This is a genomic window from Cytobacillus firmus (genome assembly GCF_023657595.1).
GTDB lineage: Bacteria > Bacillota > Bacilli > Bacillales > Cytobacillaceae > Cytobacillus > Cytobacillus firmus_B.
This window is the reverse complement of the sequence record NZ_CP098323.1, coordinates 980,564-997,443: the sequence shown is the minus strand read 5'-3', so window position 1 is coordinate 997,443 and position 16,880 is coordinate 980,564. Positions and strand designations below refer to the sequence as shown.

Genomic DNA, 16,880 nt, shown 5'->3' with positions numbered 1-16,880 from the left:
CCCTTTACTTATTCAAACTAACAGCAATCTTCGAGCCCACTTCGGCATTATGCTTTACCAATGCGATGTTCGCTGTCAAGCTTCTTCCTTCTGTTAACTCCTTCACTTTACCCAGAAGGAATGGTGTCACTTTTTTGCCGGCGATGTTGTTTTCTTTTGCTTCTTTAAGAGCCGTTTCAATAACATTTGTGATAAACGATTCTTCCAGCGCATCAATTTCAGGAATCGGGTTGGCGATAACAACGCCGCCTTTTAGGCCCAGCTCCCATTTTGTGCGGATCATTTCGGCTGCTTCTTCTGTATTGTCCACCCGGTAGTTCACGCTGAACGGACTTGTGCGTGTGTAGAAGGCGGGCAGTACATCTGTTTCAAATCCAACTACCGGAACGCCGTGGGTTTCTAAGTATTCAAGCGTCAAACCGATATCCAGGATGGATTTCGCCCCTGCGCAGATTACGGCAACATTGGTCATCGCAAGCTCCTGCAGGTCTGCGGAGATGTCCATTGTGGTTTCAGCTTCGCGGTGAACTCCGCCTATTCCGCCGGTGACAAACACTTCAATGCCGGCAAGCTCTGCACAGATCATGGTAGCCGCTACCGTTGTGGCGCCATTTTTCTTTTTAGCCACTAAATAAGGCAGGTCCCTCCTGCTCGCTTTCTCAACATCCCTGCTTTGGGCCAGAAACTCCAGCTCCTCATCTGACAAACCGATTTTAATTTTCCCATTTAAAATGGCAATGGTTGCCGGAACCGCACCGTTTTTGCGAATAATTTCTTCTACCTCTTTTGCTGTCTGAACATTTTGAGGATACGGCATTCCATGTGAAATGATGGTGGATTCAAGGGCAACAACCGGTTTATTTGCTTTCTTTGCTTCTAACACTTCTTCTGAGTACTCAAGCCATTTTTCTAACATGATGTCACTTCTCCTTAGTCGAAATATTGTTTGAATGTTTCCTGCAAGCGTGTATTGTTTAGGTTCGGATTAACCGTTTCAAGGGACTGCAGAGCAAGCATCGAGCAGGACATGCCGATTTTGCAGGCATCCTCAGTGCTCAGGCCTTTTAAATGGGCAAAAATAATACCCGATACAAGCGAGTCCCCTGCCCCTGTCACATCGGCAATTTTCACCTTCGGAGGAAGCTGCACACCTGCTTCACCCCTGTTTGTAAAATAGATCAGCCCTTTATCTCCCCGGCTGATGACGACTTTTTCAACACCTTTTTTCATAATCTCCTGTGCCGCCTTAAAGAAGTCTCCTTCATTGCTGATCTCTATCCCTGTTAGTGCTTCTGCTTCATTTTTGTTGGCAATCAGCCAGGTAACACCTTTCAGATCTTCCGGGAGATTTTTTATTTTTGGTGCTGAAACAGGTGTAATGCAAAGCGGAATGTTCTCTTCATAACACCTTTTAATAATCTGTTCCAGAACCTTGGGCGGGAAGTTTGTATCGAGAATCACCATTTCAGATGATGCCAGGTAACCCCACTTTTTCTCGACAAACTCTCTGTTAACGCTTTCATAAATGGACATATCAGCGAGTGCTACAGCCATTTCTCCTTCAAGGTCAAGCACTGCTGTATAAGTACCAGTGGTGGACCCTGCCAGCAACTGTGAAGGAGTGATATCAGCAAAAGCTTTCGTATATTCAAGAAGCCATTCGCCTTCCGGATCATCTCCCACTACGGTCATCAAACCCACATCACAGCCCAGCCTGCCAAGGTTTTCAGCAATGTTGCGGGCCACTCCGCCGCAGGATTGGGAGCTTTCTGCAGGGTTCGATGTTCCGAATTGGAGCTGCCCGGTTGTCTGGATTTTCCTGTCAACATTGGCTCCTCCCACACAAAGCACTTCTTTCTTTTGCGGCAGAACATAGGCTCTGCCGAGAATTTTCCCCTGCTTGGTCAGTGAAGAGATATAGCCGGCAACAGCGGACCTTGAGAGCCCCGTTTTGTCAGCCAGCTCGTTTTGGGCAATAAAAGGATCCTCTTTAATCAGCTGCAAAATCAATAGTTCTTTATCATTCATAATTGACCAGCCCTGCCTTATTAAACTTTTGTCTATATTATAGACTTATGTCCATTTGTAATACAAGTGTTATTTTTCAAAAAATTTACGAAGTAAAAAAAAAGTCTCCCGCCTTAGGCGGGAAGACCAAGCTTTACGCAGCATTATCTTCTTTTTTAATATCCTTTAAATAATATTTTTCAGAAGTAAAGAACTCGTTTTTCAGCTGTTTTACCTCTTTGCTCAGAAGGAGGACAGCCACGATGTTCGGTATCAAAATCATGGCAAGTGCCAGGTCAAGGAATTGCCAGATCGTTTTCGCCGCTCCCACTGAACCAAGAACAATGGCAGCAATGTAAACGACTTTGATGGCTTTTCCGGCAAAAGAGCCAAAAAGGAATTCTGCCATTTTGGATCCATAAAAGACGACGACAATGATCGTTGAAATGACAAAAAATACGAGTGATACAGCTACGAGAATACCTCCAAATGATCCAAAGTACTCCGTAAATGCCGCTGCTGTCAGGGCTGAAGGATCCTTCATTGCCCCTTCCCTTGTCCACACACCTGATGAAAGCACTACAAATGCAGTGGCTGTACACACAATCAGTGTATCAACAACAATTCCGACAATTGCCCAGAAGCCCTGGCGCACCGGGTGATCGGTTGTGGCAGCCGCATGGGCAATCGGTGCCGTTCCAAGTCCTGCCTCATTGGAATATAATCCTCTTGCAAATCCCCAGCGAATGATCTCGCCAATTGCCGCACCGGCAAATCCGCCTATTGCTGACATTGGCTGAAACGCATAAGTGAAGATTAATTCCAACACTTCAGGAAGCTTGCCCAGATTCATAAATAAAACCACTAAAGCTGCTCCTACATAAATAAGAGCCATAAACGGAACGAAGATTTCAGTAACTTTGCCGATTCTCTGAATTCCGCCAAAAACAACCAATGAAACCAGTAAGGCTACAGCGATGCCCGTATAAAGGCCATCAATCTTAAAAGTCTCTCCAACCGCAGACGCTACTGCATTGCCCTGAACCATGATGCTTGGGATTAATTCGATCATGAGCGCAAAGGCAAATATCACACCAAGCCACTTCATGTTAAGCCCTTTTGTCATGTAATACATAGGGCCGCCCACATATTCGCCATCTTCATTTTTCTCTCTATACTTAATGGCCAATACACTTTCCGAGAACTTAATGGACATTCCAATTAGCGCAATGACCCACATCCAAAAGACTGCTCCAGGGCCGCCAAACATGATGGCTGCCGGTACACCTACAATATTCGCAGCTCCAATGGTGGAAGCCAGTGCTGAAGTGAGTGCCTGCAGAGGTGTAACGGTTCCTTTTCCCTTCGGCTTTTTAAAAACACTTCCGAATGTCTGTTTAAAAATATATACCGGATAACGGAACTGGAAGAAACCCAGCAAAAAGGTTAAATACAGACCTGTTCCAGCTAATAATAGGATGATGGGATATCCCCACAGCCATCCTGAAATATCTCCTACGACTTCTAATAACTTATCCAAAAAAATTTCCCCCTTATTGTTATGCACAGTTGCCCTTGTTATTTCATTCCCTTTCATTTGCCAGTTAAACACTTAGTTAGCAAAGAAATATGTGAGGTAGACATTTTCTTGAAAATCCTGTATAGTTAGCTAGGTAACTATTTTAAGCAGGTGAAACCAATGCACCCTAATCAAAGTGAATTTTTTCATTCCATCAACCAATTTACACGCCATTTTTCCAAAGTACTTAATGAAAGTCTGGTGCCGCTTGGGTTATATGCGGCTCAATGGACGATTATTTACCGTCTGAAAACCGGAGGACCAAGCACTCAAAAAGAGATTTCCTCTTATTTGGGAGTTGAAGCTCCGACCATGACCAGGACATTGGCCCGTCTTGAGAAATCAGGCTGGATCACCAGAACAGCCGGCAAGGACAAACGCGAAAAACTGATTTCACTGACTGATGCAGCCATCCTGGAATACGACAATTGGCTTGCCGCAGTAAGATCAAGCGAAAGCAATGTCCTGCAGAACATTACGGAAGAAGAAATCAGCACGATGATCAAACTTATGGCAAAAATGAGAGAAAATATGGTACCAGGCACCTAGACCAGTTCACGAAATTGGTTTAGATACCTGGTACCTTCATTGTTAGGAGGACAACATGAAGAAACAGCCATTATGGACGAAGGATTTTTTGAGTATTTCTGTTACGAGTTTTTTCTTGTTTATGGGGTTTTATGTATTGCTCACAACGCTTCCCCTTTATATTTTGGATGATTTGAAAGGGGACGAAACACAGGTTGGCCTGATTATTTCGGTCTTTTTGATTGCTGCCGTGATCAGCAGGCCGTTTACAGGGAAATGGATTGACGAGGTTGGGCGGCGGAAGATTCTGCTTGCTTCCCTGATTGTGTTTGCTGTCTCATCTCTTCTTTATTTTTGGGCTGACACTATGCCTGCACTTTTAGCTCTAAGATTCCTTCATGGTGCAGGTTTTGGCATGGCCACCACAGCGACTGGAGCGATTGTTGCTGAAATTGTGCCGGGTGAGCGGAGAGGCGAAGGGCTTGGATATTATGCGATGTTCATGAATCTGGCTATGGTCATCGGCCCGTTTGCCGGTTTGACGATTGTTCAATACGCAAGCTTCACATGGATTTTTACGTTATGTACCGTTTTATCATTTATTGCGATAGTGCTGGGCGCTTTTGTTAAAATACCGCAAACAGCAGAAAGCTCTGTGAAGCATCCGAATTTCACACTATCAAGCTTATTCGAAAAAAATGCCGTTCCTGTTGCGATTTCGGCTGGTATCCTTGCTTTCGCGTACTCAGGAATTCTATCCTTTATTTCCGTTTATGCGAAAGAGCTTGATTTGCTTGAAGCCGCGAGCTTCTTCTTCGTGGTATATGCAGCGTTCATCATTATGTCCCGCCCATTTACAGGCCGCTGGTTTGATACGTACGGAGAAAATAAAGTGATCTATCCAGCGATTATTCTGTTTGCGGCAGGATTGTTTTTGCTCAGCCAGGCCAACAGCACCTTTGTGTTTCTGCTGTCGGGTGCAGTAATCGGACTGGGGTATGGCACGATTGTTCCGAGTCTTCAAACCGTTGCCATCAAGCAGGCCGATCCTGCGAAACGCGGGCTGGCCACCTCGACCTTTTTCACCCTCTTTGATACAGGGATCGGTTTAGGATCCTATGTTCTCGGAATACTTGCGGTCAAAACAGGCTTCGCTTCGCTGTATTTTATGCTTGCCGGAGTAGCGTTATTTGGCCTGCTCGTATACTACCTGCTTCATGGAAGAAAGACAGAACCCAAAACCATTCATTCAGAAGCAGACCTTCCATTATAAAGTGAAACTTCAATCAGTGGGGGTTTTCCTTATCCCCCACTGATTGTTAGTCGCGTTCTAGTGTCGCTAAGATCTCCGCTAGCGCTTCGATCAATCGACACTACGAACCCGATTGGTTCAACTAAGCCTCTGCCGCGCGTCGGCAAGTTTCACTGTATCTCACCAATCGGGCCTTTACGGGCAGTTTGACCCCCGCTTATCCTCCTTTGATTCCTCTGAGTCTTGAAGCGGGGGTCTTACTGCCCGTTAGACTGCGATAAAGAGCCCCTTGCGGCTCTTTTTCTTTGTCAAGCTGATTTGTGTGTATTTTCTGAAAATTATTTGTCTTTTTTGTGAACGTTGGCATATAATGTAATTAATATATTTGGGGAGGTTCGCTGATGACCATTGTTCACATATTAAACTTTTCCATTCCCATCGCCTGTGTATTTCTATTTGGTGTAATGGTCGACCGCATGTGCAAACCGGACGGCACTGAACAGGAAGCAAATGAATAATTTCGGGAAAGCGGCTGGCTGACAGCCTTTTTTTATTTGTTATATAAAAAAGAAACCAGCCCCCTATGGCTGATTCCCCGTTCTTGGCAATATTAAAATCTCTACCCGTCTGTTCTTCGCCCTGCCTTCTTTCGTGTCATTTCCGGCAACCGGCTGGAATTCCCCAAAGCCTTTGGCACTGAACCATTTCGGGTCCAGCTGATCATTTTTCAGGATGATTTTCATAAAGTTGACCGCCCGCATGACACTGAGCTCCCAATTGGACTCGAAGTTCGAATTGCGGATCGGGACATTGTCTGTATGGCCGCTGATGATGATATTTCTTGGCGGGTCCATGATGAGAAGCCCGGCAATTTCACCAGCCATTTTTAAATCCTGCTCACGGACCTCTGCACTTCCTGAGCCGAACAGGACATTGTCTCTGATAGACACGAGCAATCCTTCCGTGGTTAAGGAGGTTTCCAGTTTGTCAGCCAGGTTTTGATTTTCAATAAAGGCATTGACTCTTTGCTGCAGCTCTGCCAGTTCTTCCTGATCGGCAGCCTGCTTCAATTTTTCTTTTTCCAATTCATCCAGCGCTGCCACTTCCTCGAGATCCTTGCTTGGCTCTTCAGACAAAGCATCCGTGGATTGCATTTGTCCTTCCGGCATTGGACTTGGGAATTCAAAGACGCCCGTTCCCCCTGAAAAGACATCATTGAATGCCTTTGACAGCTTCTGAAATTTCTGGGCATCCACTGAACTCATGGCAAAGAGAACAATGAACAGGGCGAGAAGCAGAGTTAATAAATCAGCATACGGCAATAGCCAGGATTCATCTACATGTTCCTCATGATGCTGCTTCTTTTTCCGCCTACTCATCCTTTGCCACGCTGCTTTCTTCAAGGAATTTACGGCGTTCTCCTGCAGGAAGATAGGAAGCAAGCTTTTGCTCGATTACCCGCGGTGCTTCCCCTTCTAAAATAGAAAGAATTCCTTCAATCATCATGCTTTTAATTTTTGCTTCCTGCTTGGACTTTCTCTTTAGCTTATTGGCAAACGGATGCCAGAACACATAACCGGTGAATATCCCCAGTAAAGTCGCTACGAATGCCGCACTTATAGCATGTCCCAATGTGGTGGTGTCGTCCATATTTCCTAGTGCTGCAATCAATCCAATAACGGCTCCCAATACTCCAAGGGATGGCGCATACGTGCCTGCCTGGCTGAAAATTTGCGCTCCAGCCTGGTGCCTTTCTTCCATTGCTTCGATTTCTTCACTTAATACATCCCGAATATAATCGGCACTTTGCCCATCAACAGCGAGAGATAAGCCGCTTCTTAAAAAAGCATCTTCCACTTCGCTTGTCTTGACTTCCAGGGCAAGCAATCCTTCTTTTCTTGCCAGCTGAGCCCAATCCGAAAACATCTTAATCATTTCAGGGGGGTTCATCAGCTTTTCTTCTTTAAATAAAATGCCAAAAAGCTTGGGTACACGCTTGATTTCATTCGTTGGAAATGCAATGGCCACAGCTGCTGCAGTACCCAGAATAATGATCAGAATTGCGGCAGGGTTAATCAGAACAGACGGGGAAACCCCTTTAAAAACCATTCCGACTCCAACTGCTATGATACCTAATATAACTCCAATAATCGTTGTTTTATCCATGCAAGCCACACCTTCTATGTAAAATCGCTAAAACCTTCTATTAATAATTTCGGATGATTTTTACAGTTCTTTAGGAAAATTTTCATATATAAAAGGCAGAGGTGCTTCCCCTGCCTTTGTTTTCATTATATTAGATCCAGCGGCATCCGCAGAAACCTCTTCTTCTGCGGTCATCGTCATCTCGGCGGCGTCTGCATCCTCTTCCAGATCCAGCTAAATCTCTGTTGTACCATAGGTCACCAGCACCGCGTACATCATCGCGGCGATGTCTTCTGCCGTCGTCTTCTGCTCCGCCCACACTGTCTCTTCCACAGCCGCAATGTCTTCTGCGATTGTCCTCGATTCCAGCTACATCGTCATCTCGGCGGTGATTCCTGCGGCGGTCTTCCGCTCCACGCACATCATCTCGGCGGCGATCATCATCTTCTTTTACAATAACTCTTTCGGCTCTGATTTCTACTTCATCTGCATTAATCTCAAACCTTCTTCTCCAATCTCTCGACATATGTCTACCTCCTTTCTCATGGATACTATAGAATATGTGCCAGAGAAAGTTTTCGCATGGACAAATCCCCAATCAGAAAGAAAATGTGCCTGTATAAGTAAAAAACCCCTATCCTATTCAGGAGAGGAGTCTTTTAGAATTTAGATTTTTTGAAAGGCAAGACTGTTTATTTTCATTAAATGCTTTAAAGCCGCCTGGAAGTTAGCATGTGTTTCAGCATTTAATTCAATGCCGGACAACACGATTTCCTTTATCAGCTGCGGGGTCATCCCTACAAAGTAAGGCTTAACTCCCATGAGGTTAATGGAATCAGTCAGATTGCGGATTTGTTCTCCAAGTTCGGAAAGGCACATCTGCTCTATGCGGTCGACCGTGATATCAGTAAAATCTATGATGGCAAATTCAATATCATGTTCTTTAATATGCTTCAATATTTTTGCTGTGATTTTTTCGAGTCTTTCCGCCATAAGCAGGCCAGTAATGGGCACCAGAATCGTCTGGGGAATGATCGATGGAATGATGGGTGCCGTCATATCCGCTATGGCTGCCTCATATTCCTCCACTCTTTTTTCAAGGACCTTTATATATTCATCTTTATTCATGTGTTCTCCTCAATTCCAATCATCTAATTCATTAGAATAATTTATTGTTTATTTTTTCTTCGTAGTTTTTGAAAAGGGATGAGTTGGTGTTTTGTCTTCTTTTCGACATCATGCTGTTATAGCGGAGCAGCTTTTCGTTTAATTTCTTCTGCAGTGCCTTCTTTTCTTCCTGATCCTCACATTTCTTCATCAGGTCTTCAATCGTCATCATTTCCTTTTTCACCTGGTTTTCTTCATCAGTAAATCCGGCATTCTTCATGATGCGATAGGCCATGCGCAAGTTCTCAGGGACGGAAGACAGATCATCAGGCGGCAGCGGTTTCCCATATCCCGGCAGATTATCAAACTCGCCGTCCTTGTAAGCTTTTTTTATGCGATCTTCAGAAAGTATAGAAAAAAAGTCCACTCAAGCTCCCCCTCCACTTCATTTGTACTTATTATATATTTTCGGAGCTGCAGATTAAAGTAATTATGTATATAGAAGAGAAAGCTTGCGCCTTCTCCTTTTAGATTTTACCTATTAAGTTTGGATCCTTGTTAATCCCTTGCTGGCCGGGCTGCCAGTTTGCCGGCACACCTTTCCCTGTCTGCTGCGCATATTGAATTCCCTGCATGATTCTGACATGTTCATGCAGATTTCTCCCGACTTCTCCAGGGTAAATGAGCTTTGCCGCGATAATGCCATTGGGATCGATAAAAACGGACGCCCTGATGGCCGCTCCTGACTTTTCATCCAATACCCTATAAGCCCTGCTTATTTGATGTGTCCGGTCGCTGACCATTGGATAATTCACGTTTTTTAATGACGGAGATGTTTCCTTAAATACTTTATGTGCATATACACTGTCCGTACTGATGGACATGACTTCGCAATTTAAGGCTTTTAAATAAGGGTTCACAGCGGCGACCGCCGCCAATTCTGTCGGTCAGACAAATGTAAAATCACTCGGATAAAAAAATAGCAGCACCCATTTTCCAATATAGTTCTCCAGATTGACTTTTTTTATTTGATGATCAATGACAGCATCGGCAATAAAAACTGGCGCACGGTCTCCCCGTCCCGCACAGAACACGGAAGTATTCGGATCAATCACGGCTGTCCCCCCTCCTTTTCTGTTTCGTCTTTGCTCTATATACTTATGCGAACAAGAGCAAAATTGAACGGAAAATATTGATTGACCCACCCGTACATACTCCTGATGCCGGAGGGAAAAATAGTGGAAGAATGCAAATTCAACTATGAAAGGAGCCTGATTATGTCACGCGGAGTCCATTTTAATCATAAAAAAAAGCATCACCCGGGGGAATTTCCTGAACACACAATGGTTGAGCGCCATACAACTGAGGCACAGGAAGATGAGGAATTTATTGTGACACAGGAAGCGTTTAAAAACCGCTTTGAAGAAGATGAAGCCAAGGAACTTGAGGAAAGAGCCAAAGATTAAAAAGTCAGGGGCCTGAATAACATTCAGACCCCTTTACTCTTATGCATTCTAACGGGCAGTACCCCCCTCTAGATTCAGAGGAATCAAAGGAGAATAAGCGGGGGGTAAACTGCCCGTAAAGGCCCGAAAGGAAGAACAAAGACTAAAAACGCCACATCCTCCCAAAAGCTGCCGCTTTCGGTCCGTGCGATGTATCGCTGCCGTTGCCTTCCAACGTCTTTGTGACCCACTTCCTGTACGCCTCAACTAACAATCAGTGAGGATAAAGACACCCCCACTGATGGAAGTTTCACTTTATATTGCGTCTATTTCAACATCTTTCAGCCAGGCTGCGCATGCTTCAATATCCTTTGAAAATACGCGATCTTTTGTAATGGAAGGAACCACTTTTCTAGCTTCTTCGTAAAAGCGTTTTGTTTTATCAGCCATTTTATCAGAGCCGCGGAATTCTGCTGCCTGAAGTGCACAAATCAGTTCAATTGCCAGCACTTTATTGACATTCTGGATGATCTGGTAAGCATGCCTGGATCCGATAGTTCCCATGCTCACATGGTCTTCCTGGTTCCCTGATGAAGGGATTGAATCCACACTTGCCGGATGGGCAAGTGTCTTATTCTCCGAAACAAGGGATGCCGCAACATACTGGAGAATCATCGCACCGGACTGCAATCCAGGCTCCGGGCTTAAAAATGGCGGCAGGTCACTAAGCTGCGGGTTAACAAGCCTTTCAATACGGCGCTCTGAAATATTGGCCAATTCCGCTACAGCGATTTTCATGAAGTCCATTGCAAGAGCGATTGGCTGTCCATGAAAGTTTCCGCCTGATATGACGCTTTCCCCATTTTCAAAAATAAGCGGGTTATCTGTGGCTGCATTCATTTCGATTTCAAGCTTTTCTTTTACATAGTCAAGAGCCTGCCAGGATGCTCCATGCACCTGCGGAATGCAGCGGATGGAATAGGCGTCCTGCACCCGGATTTCCCCCTGTCTTGTGATCAGGCTGCTGCCTGACAGGTATTCCCTTATTCTTCTGGCTGTGTCCACCTGCTGCTGATACCCTCTTGCCTGATGGATGTTCTCATCAAACGCATCAATTATGCCGTTTAATCCCTCCATTGTAAGTGCTGCGATCAGCTCACTTTGATAAGCGATTTTTTCAGCCTCCAGATAACCAATGACTCCCATTGCCGTCATCGCCTGCGTGCCGTTAATGAGGGCAAGCCCTTCCTTCGCCTGTAAGGTTACAGGTTCTATTCCTTCCTGAACAAGCACTTCAAGCGCAGGCTTCCTTTCCCCCTTGTAAAATACTTCCCCTTCTCCCATTAATACTAATGCCAGGTGGGATAAAGGAGCCAAATCTCCGCTTGCTCCAAGAGAGCCCTGCTGCGGAATGACAGGATGGATACTTTTATTCACAAGTGCTAAAAGAGTTTCGATCACGACCGCACGAACGCCTGAGAATCCTTTCAATAAGGCATTTGCTCTTAAAAGAAGCATTGCTCTTGAGACAGACTCAGGGAACGGCTCCCCTACTCCGCAGGCATGCGAACGGATTAAATTCAGCTGAAGATCCTCGACATCTCCCTGGTCAATTCTTACATCGCTGAATTTTCCAAAACCAGTATTTATTCCGTATATGACTTTTTCTTCACTTACAATTCTCTTTACGGCTTCATGGCTGTTTTTTACACGAAGCATGCTTTCTTCTGATGCCGCAGCCTTTACTCCTTCAAAAAGAACTCGTTTGACTTCAGACAAAGTAAGAGTATTTCCATTTAAAGTAACCACCCTGTTCTCCTCCCCGTGAGTTAAAGTCATCATCGATTCTGTCAATTTTTCCATTTTATATCCTCCCCGGTACATTAGCGAGATAAAGAAAAGGCTGTATCTCAAACACAGGTTTGAAATACAGCCTTTTTTAGAAGATTATTTGCACTATCTGTTGTCAGATGTCTCATCTTTATCACAGCCTATTTTTGTTATATTTTCTGAATATAATTAATTTTATGTTCCTATTGGAGGGATGTCAACAATAAATTCCCACTATTTAACAAGTTAGATTGTTAGAATGGTAACACAGTAAAGCGTATTTTATTATATCCATATAAATAGCCGGCAGTTCTGCCGGCTTTTCGTTCTTCTTTCTATCTTAAGTTTTCACCTTGTCTTCTTAAAGCATGTTTTAGTTTTCCATATGTTTCAATACCCGTGAAATCCAGGCCGAGCTGAATGGAAGTCTGGGCAACCTCAGGGCTGATGCCGGAAATGGTGGATTTGACCCCTAATAGCTTGAGAGCTGTCGTTAAAGAAAATATTTGATGGGCAACCATCGTATCGATAATGGCTACACCAGATAAATCAATAAATAAATGCTCAATATTTTCTTTTGCACATTTTTTCGGAATTTCCTCCAGCAGGATTTGCGCACGCTCGGTGTCAATATCGCCGATAAGCGGCAGAACAGCTGTGTCATCTTTAACAGGAATGACTGGAGTGCCAAGTTCATTGATCAGACTTTGCTGGGCAACAAGCCTTCTTGTGGTCAGCTCATAATACTTTTCCGAAAATTTGTTGATCAGTTTATCGAAAGCCCTATTAATGGTCTTGCTCCATATTAATACATCATCTGTTGTTACTTCTGACTGGTTTTCCTTAATGAATTTTTCAACAAAATGCCAATAGGTTTCTCTTACGGTGCTTAAAGCACCAAGCACTTGAAAAATGGGAGTGCTCGTGTCCACTCTGCTTTCAGCCACAGTCCTGGCCCACTCCTCCATATTTTCAATAAACACTGCTTCGTCATCAAGTAAAGCGGATGAAACGGTACGGTTGGTAAAAGCATTCTGTTCTCTCAGGAGCTGTTCATAAGCTGGGTCTGCATCCGCAGAATAAATGGAGCCCTTTTGTTTCTCCCTTAAGGACAGCCACATGTCTGTAATGTTTATCGAGTTTTCCTGAATGTAATCAAGTAAGCGCTGATTCTTTTGATTCATTATTTTCACCTTGTCTTTCTAATTGTAAACAAACTGTTAAGTTCATTGTAGAATGAATCAGGACTATTGAAAAGCGATACAGCTTAGATGGCAGCTATATCATTTTGTCCACAATAACCTCTTCCATTACAAATATAAATGATTTTCCGCTATACTTAGTTAGGATACAAAAGGAATTGAATGGATTTGAAAGGAGTCATTATGAAATCACTTGTTCTTGCTGAAAAGCCCAGTGTTGCCCGTGAAATCGCAAGGGTGCTGGGATGCCGGCAATCTCATAAAAGTTACATGGAAGGCGATAAATATATCGTCACTTGGGCTCTTGGCCACTTAATCGAATTAAAGATGCCGGAGCATTATGACAGCAAATATAAAAACTGGAACCTGGAGGATCTGCCGATTATTCCTGACCAAATGGGCCTGAAGGTGATGAAGCAGACCAGTCACCAGTATAAATCCATTGAAAACCTTGCAAAGCGGAAGGATGTTAAGGAAATAATCATTGCGACAGATGCAGGCCGTGAAGGGGAGCTTGTCGCTCGCTGGATATTAGAGAAAATCCGCTGGCGCAAGACAATCAAGCGCTTATGGATATCCTCTGTAACGGACCGTGCTATCCGTGACGGTTTTCAAAACCTTAAACCCGGAAAACAATTTGAAGATCTTTATGAATCCGCTGTGTGCCGGGCAGAAGCGGATTGGCTCATCGGGCTGAATGTCACAAGGGCTCTGACGACTAAATACAAGGATCCCCTATCCGCAGGCCGGGTGCAGACACCGACTCTGGCGCTCGTTATGGAAAGGGAAAAAGTGATTCAGCAATTTGTTCCAAAAGAGTACTGGACGATTCGCGCCCACATTGGCCCCCTGCAGGCTGACTGGGAGAAAAATGGTGAAAAGCGCATTTTCGCTAGAGAAACAGCTGATGGAGTCCTTTCCAAAGTAAAGGGGCAAAAGGCGGTTATCCAGTCCATTAACCGGAAGGAAAAAACAGAGCCGCAGCCGCTTCCTTATGATTTGACGGAGCTGCAGCGTGATGCGAATAAACGTTTTGGCTTCTCTGCCAAGAAAACGTCGAATGTGCTGCAGAAGCTTTATGAGCAGCATAAGCTTGTCACCTATCCTCGGACAGATTCACGCTATTTGACAAAGGATATGGAAGCAACCATGATGGATCGCCTTCATGGAATCGCTGCTTCCTATAAGGATGAAGTGAAGCCAATCCTTGCGAATCAGGGCAGGGTGCTCGCAAAAAGAGTTTTTAATAATGAAAAGGTAACCGATCACCATGCGATTATTCCGACTGAAGAACGTGTGCATCTCGGTGATTTGTCACCTGATGAGCGTAAGCTGTACGAAATGATTCTGCGCAGATTTCTCGCCATTTTCCATAACCCTTATAAGTATGAAACCATTCATGCTGCTATCGATGTTAATGGTGAGACATTCACAGCGAGGGAAACGGCCGTTATCGACCTCGGTTATCGCAAGGTGGAACGGAATACTGAAGAAGAAACAGGAAAACAGAGCCTGAAGAATATTTCGAAAGGACAGAGCTTTACACTGCAAAATGCCGAATCCGCTGCGAAGCTCACTGAACCGCCTCTTCGCTATTCAGAAGCTGACATTTTGACCCAGATGGAAAAATACAGCCTGGGAACACCTGCGACAAGAGCGGAAATCATTGAACGGCTTCTTGAGACTGAAGCCCTTGAAAGGCAAAATGGACGCCTGTTTCCGACTAAAAAGGGCAAACAGCTGATGGACCTGGTGAATGAAGATTTGAAATCACCGGAACTGACAGCCAAATGGGAGCAGGAGCTTGAGAAAATCGCACGCGGAAAAGCAGATCCAAAAGAGTTTCTGCAGAACATCCGCAAGCAGACTCAATCTCTGGTTTCTGAAATTAAAAAGAGCGACAAATCGTACCGTGCCCATAATCTCACGGGTTCAAAATGTCCGGAATGCGATTCCTTCCTGAAAGAAAGGAATACAAAGGACGGAAAAATACTTGTCTGCTCCAACCTTGATTGCAGTTTCCGAAAGCGCAAGGATCCAAAGCTTTCAAACCGCCGCTGCCCTCAGTGCCGCAAAAAAATGGAGATCCACCAGGGCAAGGCAGGCGCCTACTTCCAGTGCCGTCCATGCAATGTAGTGGAGAAAGCCCAGGACAAAAAGAAAGCCGTCAACAAACGCGAAGAACGAAAACTTGTTCAGAAATATACCCAGAAGGAAGAGTCCTTTGGAACAAGCCTTGGTGATTTGCTGAAGGCCGCAATGGATGATAAAGATTAATGTATAGCCCTGGCTGCTGCCGGGGCTTTTCTATATGAACTGGCATACACAGCTTGTCCTCTCCACAGCATGTACTAATACTGAAAGGAGAGTGACAGGATGTTAACCAGAATGGCAGACCGTTTCTCCAAGCTTGTGGAAAGGTATCTCCCTGACGCCTTTGTCATTGCTGTACTAATGACTCTGTTTGTATTCATAGCCGGATTTTTCATGAAGCCTTCTGAACCTGCCCAGCTGTTTAAATCATTTGGTGACGGCTTCTGGGTATACCTTGCTTTTACCATGCAAATGGTGCTTCTCTTGATGACAGGCATGGCGCTTACTTCTGTTCCTTCTGTACAGCGTATACTTGAAAAGCTTTCCTCCAAAGCGAAGACAGCCAATCAGGCCTACGTACTGACTTTTCTTGTTTCTTCTGCTGCTTATTATATTAACTGGGGCCTTGCTGTTGTCGTTGGCGCCATTATTGCCCGTGAAGTCGGAAAAAGAAATCAGAACGCACACTTCCCTCTATTAGTGGCTGCAGCCTATGCACCAACTGCTCTATATACAGCCGGCTTGTCAAGTTCAATTGGTTTGACTGTTGCGACAAAGGGTCACTTTCTGGAGGATATTGCTGGGGTGATTCCAACTTCAGAGACGATCTTTCATCCCGGAACAATCGCAATATTAATTGCCCTTATTGTTACAATGCCGATTTTCATCGTGCTGATGGCACCCAAAAAAGACATTATATCCTACGTACCCCTTAAAACATCCAAGCAGGAAGCTGAGCAGCAGGAAATTTTAGAAACGCCCGCCGGAAAGCTTGAAAGAACACCTTTTCTCGGCATCGTTACCGGATTAATCGGTTTAATCTATGTCATTTTCGAGTTCATAAACGGGCGTGACCTTGACTTGAATATTATCAATATTACCTTTCTATCCCTGGGGCTCATCCTTCACAAATCGCTTGTACAGTACGCAAATGCCTTTAAAGAAGCGGGTTCTGCCATATCCCCTATCATTCTGCAATTTCCGTTTTACGCCGGAATCATCGCCGTTCTTGGCAGCTCCGGGTTAGCAGAGTCTATAATCAATGGAATGGCGTCCATAGCAAGTAAAGATACCTTTGATATTTTCACCTATTGGGCAGCTGGAATCGTCAATATTCTTGCCCCTTCAGGGGGCGGGCAGTGGGCTTTGCAGGGGCCGCTTCAAGTTCCTGCCGGGCTGCAGCTGGGTGTGGATCCCGCCATTACCGCTATGGCTGTAGGCTGGGGAGATGCCTGGACGAACCTGATCCAGCCTTTCTGGGCACTTCCTATTTTAAGTGTAGTCGGCCTTCATATTCGTCATATTATGGGCTACTGTGCATTGCTGGCCATATGGGTGGGCATTGTTACCACTGTTTTGATGTTTTTTGTCTATTGATATGAAAAGCCAAACCTTAATCAAGGTTTGGCTTTTTTGAACAAAAAGTCTTCTTGTGTTCCTTCTAAATTTGGTAGTATGATAGCGTTATTCTG

At 44.6% G+C, this 16,880-nt stretch carries 16 protein-coding genes; 5 read left to right on the top strand and 11 right to left on the bottom strand.

Going from position 1 to position 16,880, the window contains the following annotated elements; translation table 11 throughout:
• Window positions 1-4: 4 nt before the first annotated feature.
• From NAF01_RS05250 to NAF01_RS05240, 3 genes are all read right to left on the bottom strand, one after another.
• Complete coding sequence (locus NAF01_RS05250) at window positions 5-916, bottom strand: pseudouridine-5'-phosphate glycosidase (RefSeq protein ID WP_250801933.1); 912 nt, start codon at window positions 914-916, stop codon at window positions 5-7.
• Window positions 917-930: 14 nt separating this feature from the next.
• Complete coding sequence (locus NAF01_RS05245) at window positions 931-2,028, bottom strand: carbohydrate kinase (RefSeq protein WP_250801932.1); 1,098 nt, start codon at window positions 2,026-2,028, stop codon at window positions 931-933.
• Between the two features lie 133 nt (window positions 2,029-2,161).
• Window positions 2,162-3,547, bottom strand: a complete 1,386-nt coding sequence (locus tag NAF01_RS05240; RefSeq protein WP_197247397.1) for an alanine/glycine:cation symporter family protein — start codon at window positions 3,545-3,547, stop codon at window positions 2,162-2,164.
• Window positions 3,548-3,706: 159 nt separating this feature from the next.
• Here NAF01_RS05240 and NAF01_RS05235 point away from each other — a divergent pair, with 159 nt between their 5' ends.
• Together NAF01_RS05235 and NAF01_RS05230 are read left to right on the top strand one after the other, a co-directional pair.
• The gene (locus NAF01_RS05235; RefSeq protein WP_250801931.1) at window positions 3,707-4,135 is read left to right on the top strand and encodes a MarR family winged helix-turn-helix transcriptional regulator; all 429 of its coding nucleotides are present in this window, start codon (window positions 3,707-3,709) and stop codon (window positions 4,133-4,135) included.
• 55 nt (window positions 4,136-4,190) lie between these two features.
• Window positions 4,191-5,387: an MFS transporter gene (locus NAF01_RS05230; protein WP_250801930.1), complete on the top strand. Its 1,197-nt coding sequence runs from the start codon at window positions 4,191-4,193 to the stop codon at window positions 5,385-5,387.
• A 560-nt stretch (window positions 5,388-5,947) separates the two neighbouring features.
• Here NAF01_RS05230 and motB read toward each other — a convergent pair.
• From motB to NAF01_RS05200, 6 genes are all read right to left on the bottom strand, one after another.
• Complete coding sequence (gene motB, locus NAF01_RS05225) at window positions 5,948-6,745, bottom strand: flagellar motor protein MotB (protein WP_250801929.1); 798 nt, start codon at window positions 6,743-6,745, stop codon at window positions 5,948-5,950.
• Window positions 6,738-7,532 (bottom strand): flagellar motor stator protein MotA, encoded by a 795-nt coding sequence (motA, locus tag NAF01_RS05220; protein WP_048011976.1) that lies wholly within the window; start codon window positions 7,530-7,532, stop codon window positions 6,738-6,740. The genes motB and motA overlap by 8 nt, the downstream gene beginning before the upstream one ends.
• A 130-nt stretch (window positions 7,533-7,662) precedes the next feature.
• The gene (locus NAF01_RS05215; protein WP_197247387.1) at window positions 7,663-8,037 is read right to left on the bottom strand and encodes a hypothetical protein; all 375 of its coding nucleotides are present in this window, start codon (window positions 8,035-8,037) and stop codon (window positions 7,663-7,665) included.
• A gap of 140 nt (window positions 8,038-8,177) precedes the next feature.
• Complete coding sequence (locus NAF01_RS05210) at window positions 8,178-8,639, bottom strand: STAS domain-containing protein (RefSeq protein ID WP_197247385.1); 462 nt, start codon at window positions 8,637-8,639, stop codon at window positions 8,178-8,180.
• Between the two features lie 31 nt (window positions 8,640-8,670).
• A complete protein-coding gene (locus tag NAF01_RS05205) occupies window positions 8,671-9,045 on the bottom strand; it encodes a DnaJ family domain-containing protein (RefSeq protein ID WP_048011973.1) in 375 nt (124 codons plus the stop codon).
• A gap of 100 nt (window positions 9,046-9,145) precedes the next feature.
• Window positions 9,146-9,733: a peroxiredoxin gene (locus NAF01_RS05200; RefSeq protein ID WP_396021335.1), complete on the bottom strand. Its 588-nt coding sequence runs from the start codon at window positions 9,731-9,733 to the stop codon at window positions 9,146-9,148.
• Window positions 9,734-9,856: 123 nt separating this feature from the next.
• Between NAF01_RS05200 and NAF01_RS05195 the strand changes: the two genes are divergently transcribed.
• Complete coding sequence (locus tag NAF01_RS05195) at window positions 9,857-10,084, top strand: hypothetical protein (protein WP_226619409.1); 228 nt, start codon at window positions 9,857-9,859, stop codon at window positions 10,082-10,084.
• A 294-nt stretch (window positions 10,085-10,378) separates the two neighbouring features.
• Here NAF01_RS05195 and hutH read toward each other — a convergent pair whose 3' ends face one another.
• Together hutH and NAF01_RS05185 are read right to left on the bottom strand one after the other, a co-directional pair.
• Window positions 10,379-11,872 (bottom strand): histidine ammonia-lyase, encoded by a 1,494-nt coding sequence (gene hutH, locus NAF01_RS05190; RefSeq protein WP_250802425.1) that lies wholly within the window; start codon window positions 11,870-11,872, stop codon window positions 10,379-10,381.
• A gap of 356 nt (window positions 11,873-12,228) precedes the next feature.
• A complete protein-coding gene (locus tag NAF01_RS05185) occupies window positions 12,229-13,077 on the bottom strand; it encodes an STAS domain-containing protein (RefSeq protein ID WP_048010526.1) in 849 nt (282 codons plus the stop codon).
• A 201-nt stretch (window positions 13,078-13,278) separates the two neighbouring features.
• Between NAF01_RS05185 and NAF01_RS05180 the strand changes: the two genes are divergently transcribed.
• Window positions 13,279-15,372 (top strand): DNA topoisomerase III, encoded by a 2,094-nt coding sequence (locus tag NAF01_RS05180; RefSeq protein ID WP_250802424.1) that lies wholly within the window; start codon window positions 13,279-13,281, stop codon window positions 15,370-15,372.
• 99 nt (window positions 15,373-15,471) lie between these two features.
• The gene (locus NAF01_RS05175; protein ID WP_250801928.1) at window positions 15,472-16,785 is read left to right on the top strand and encodes a short-chain fatty acid transporter; all 1,314 of its coding nucleotides are present in this window, start codon (window positions 15,472-15,474) and stop codon (window positions 16,783-16,785) included.
• The last annotated feature ends 95 nt before the right edge of the window (window positions 16,786-16,880 follow it).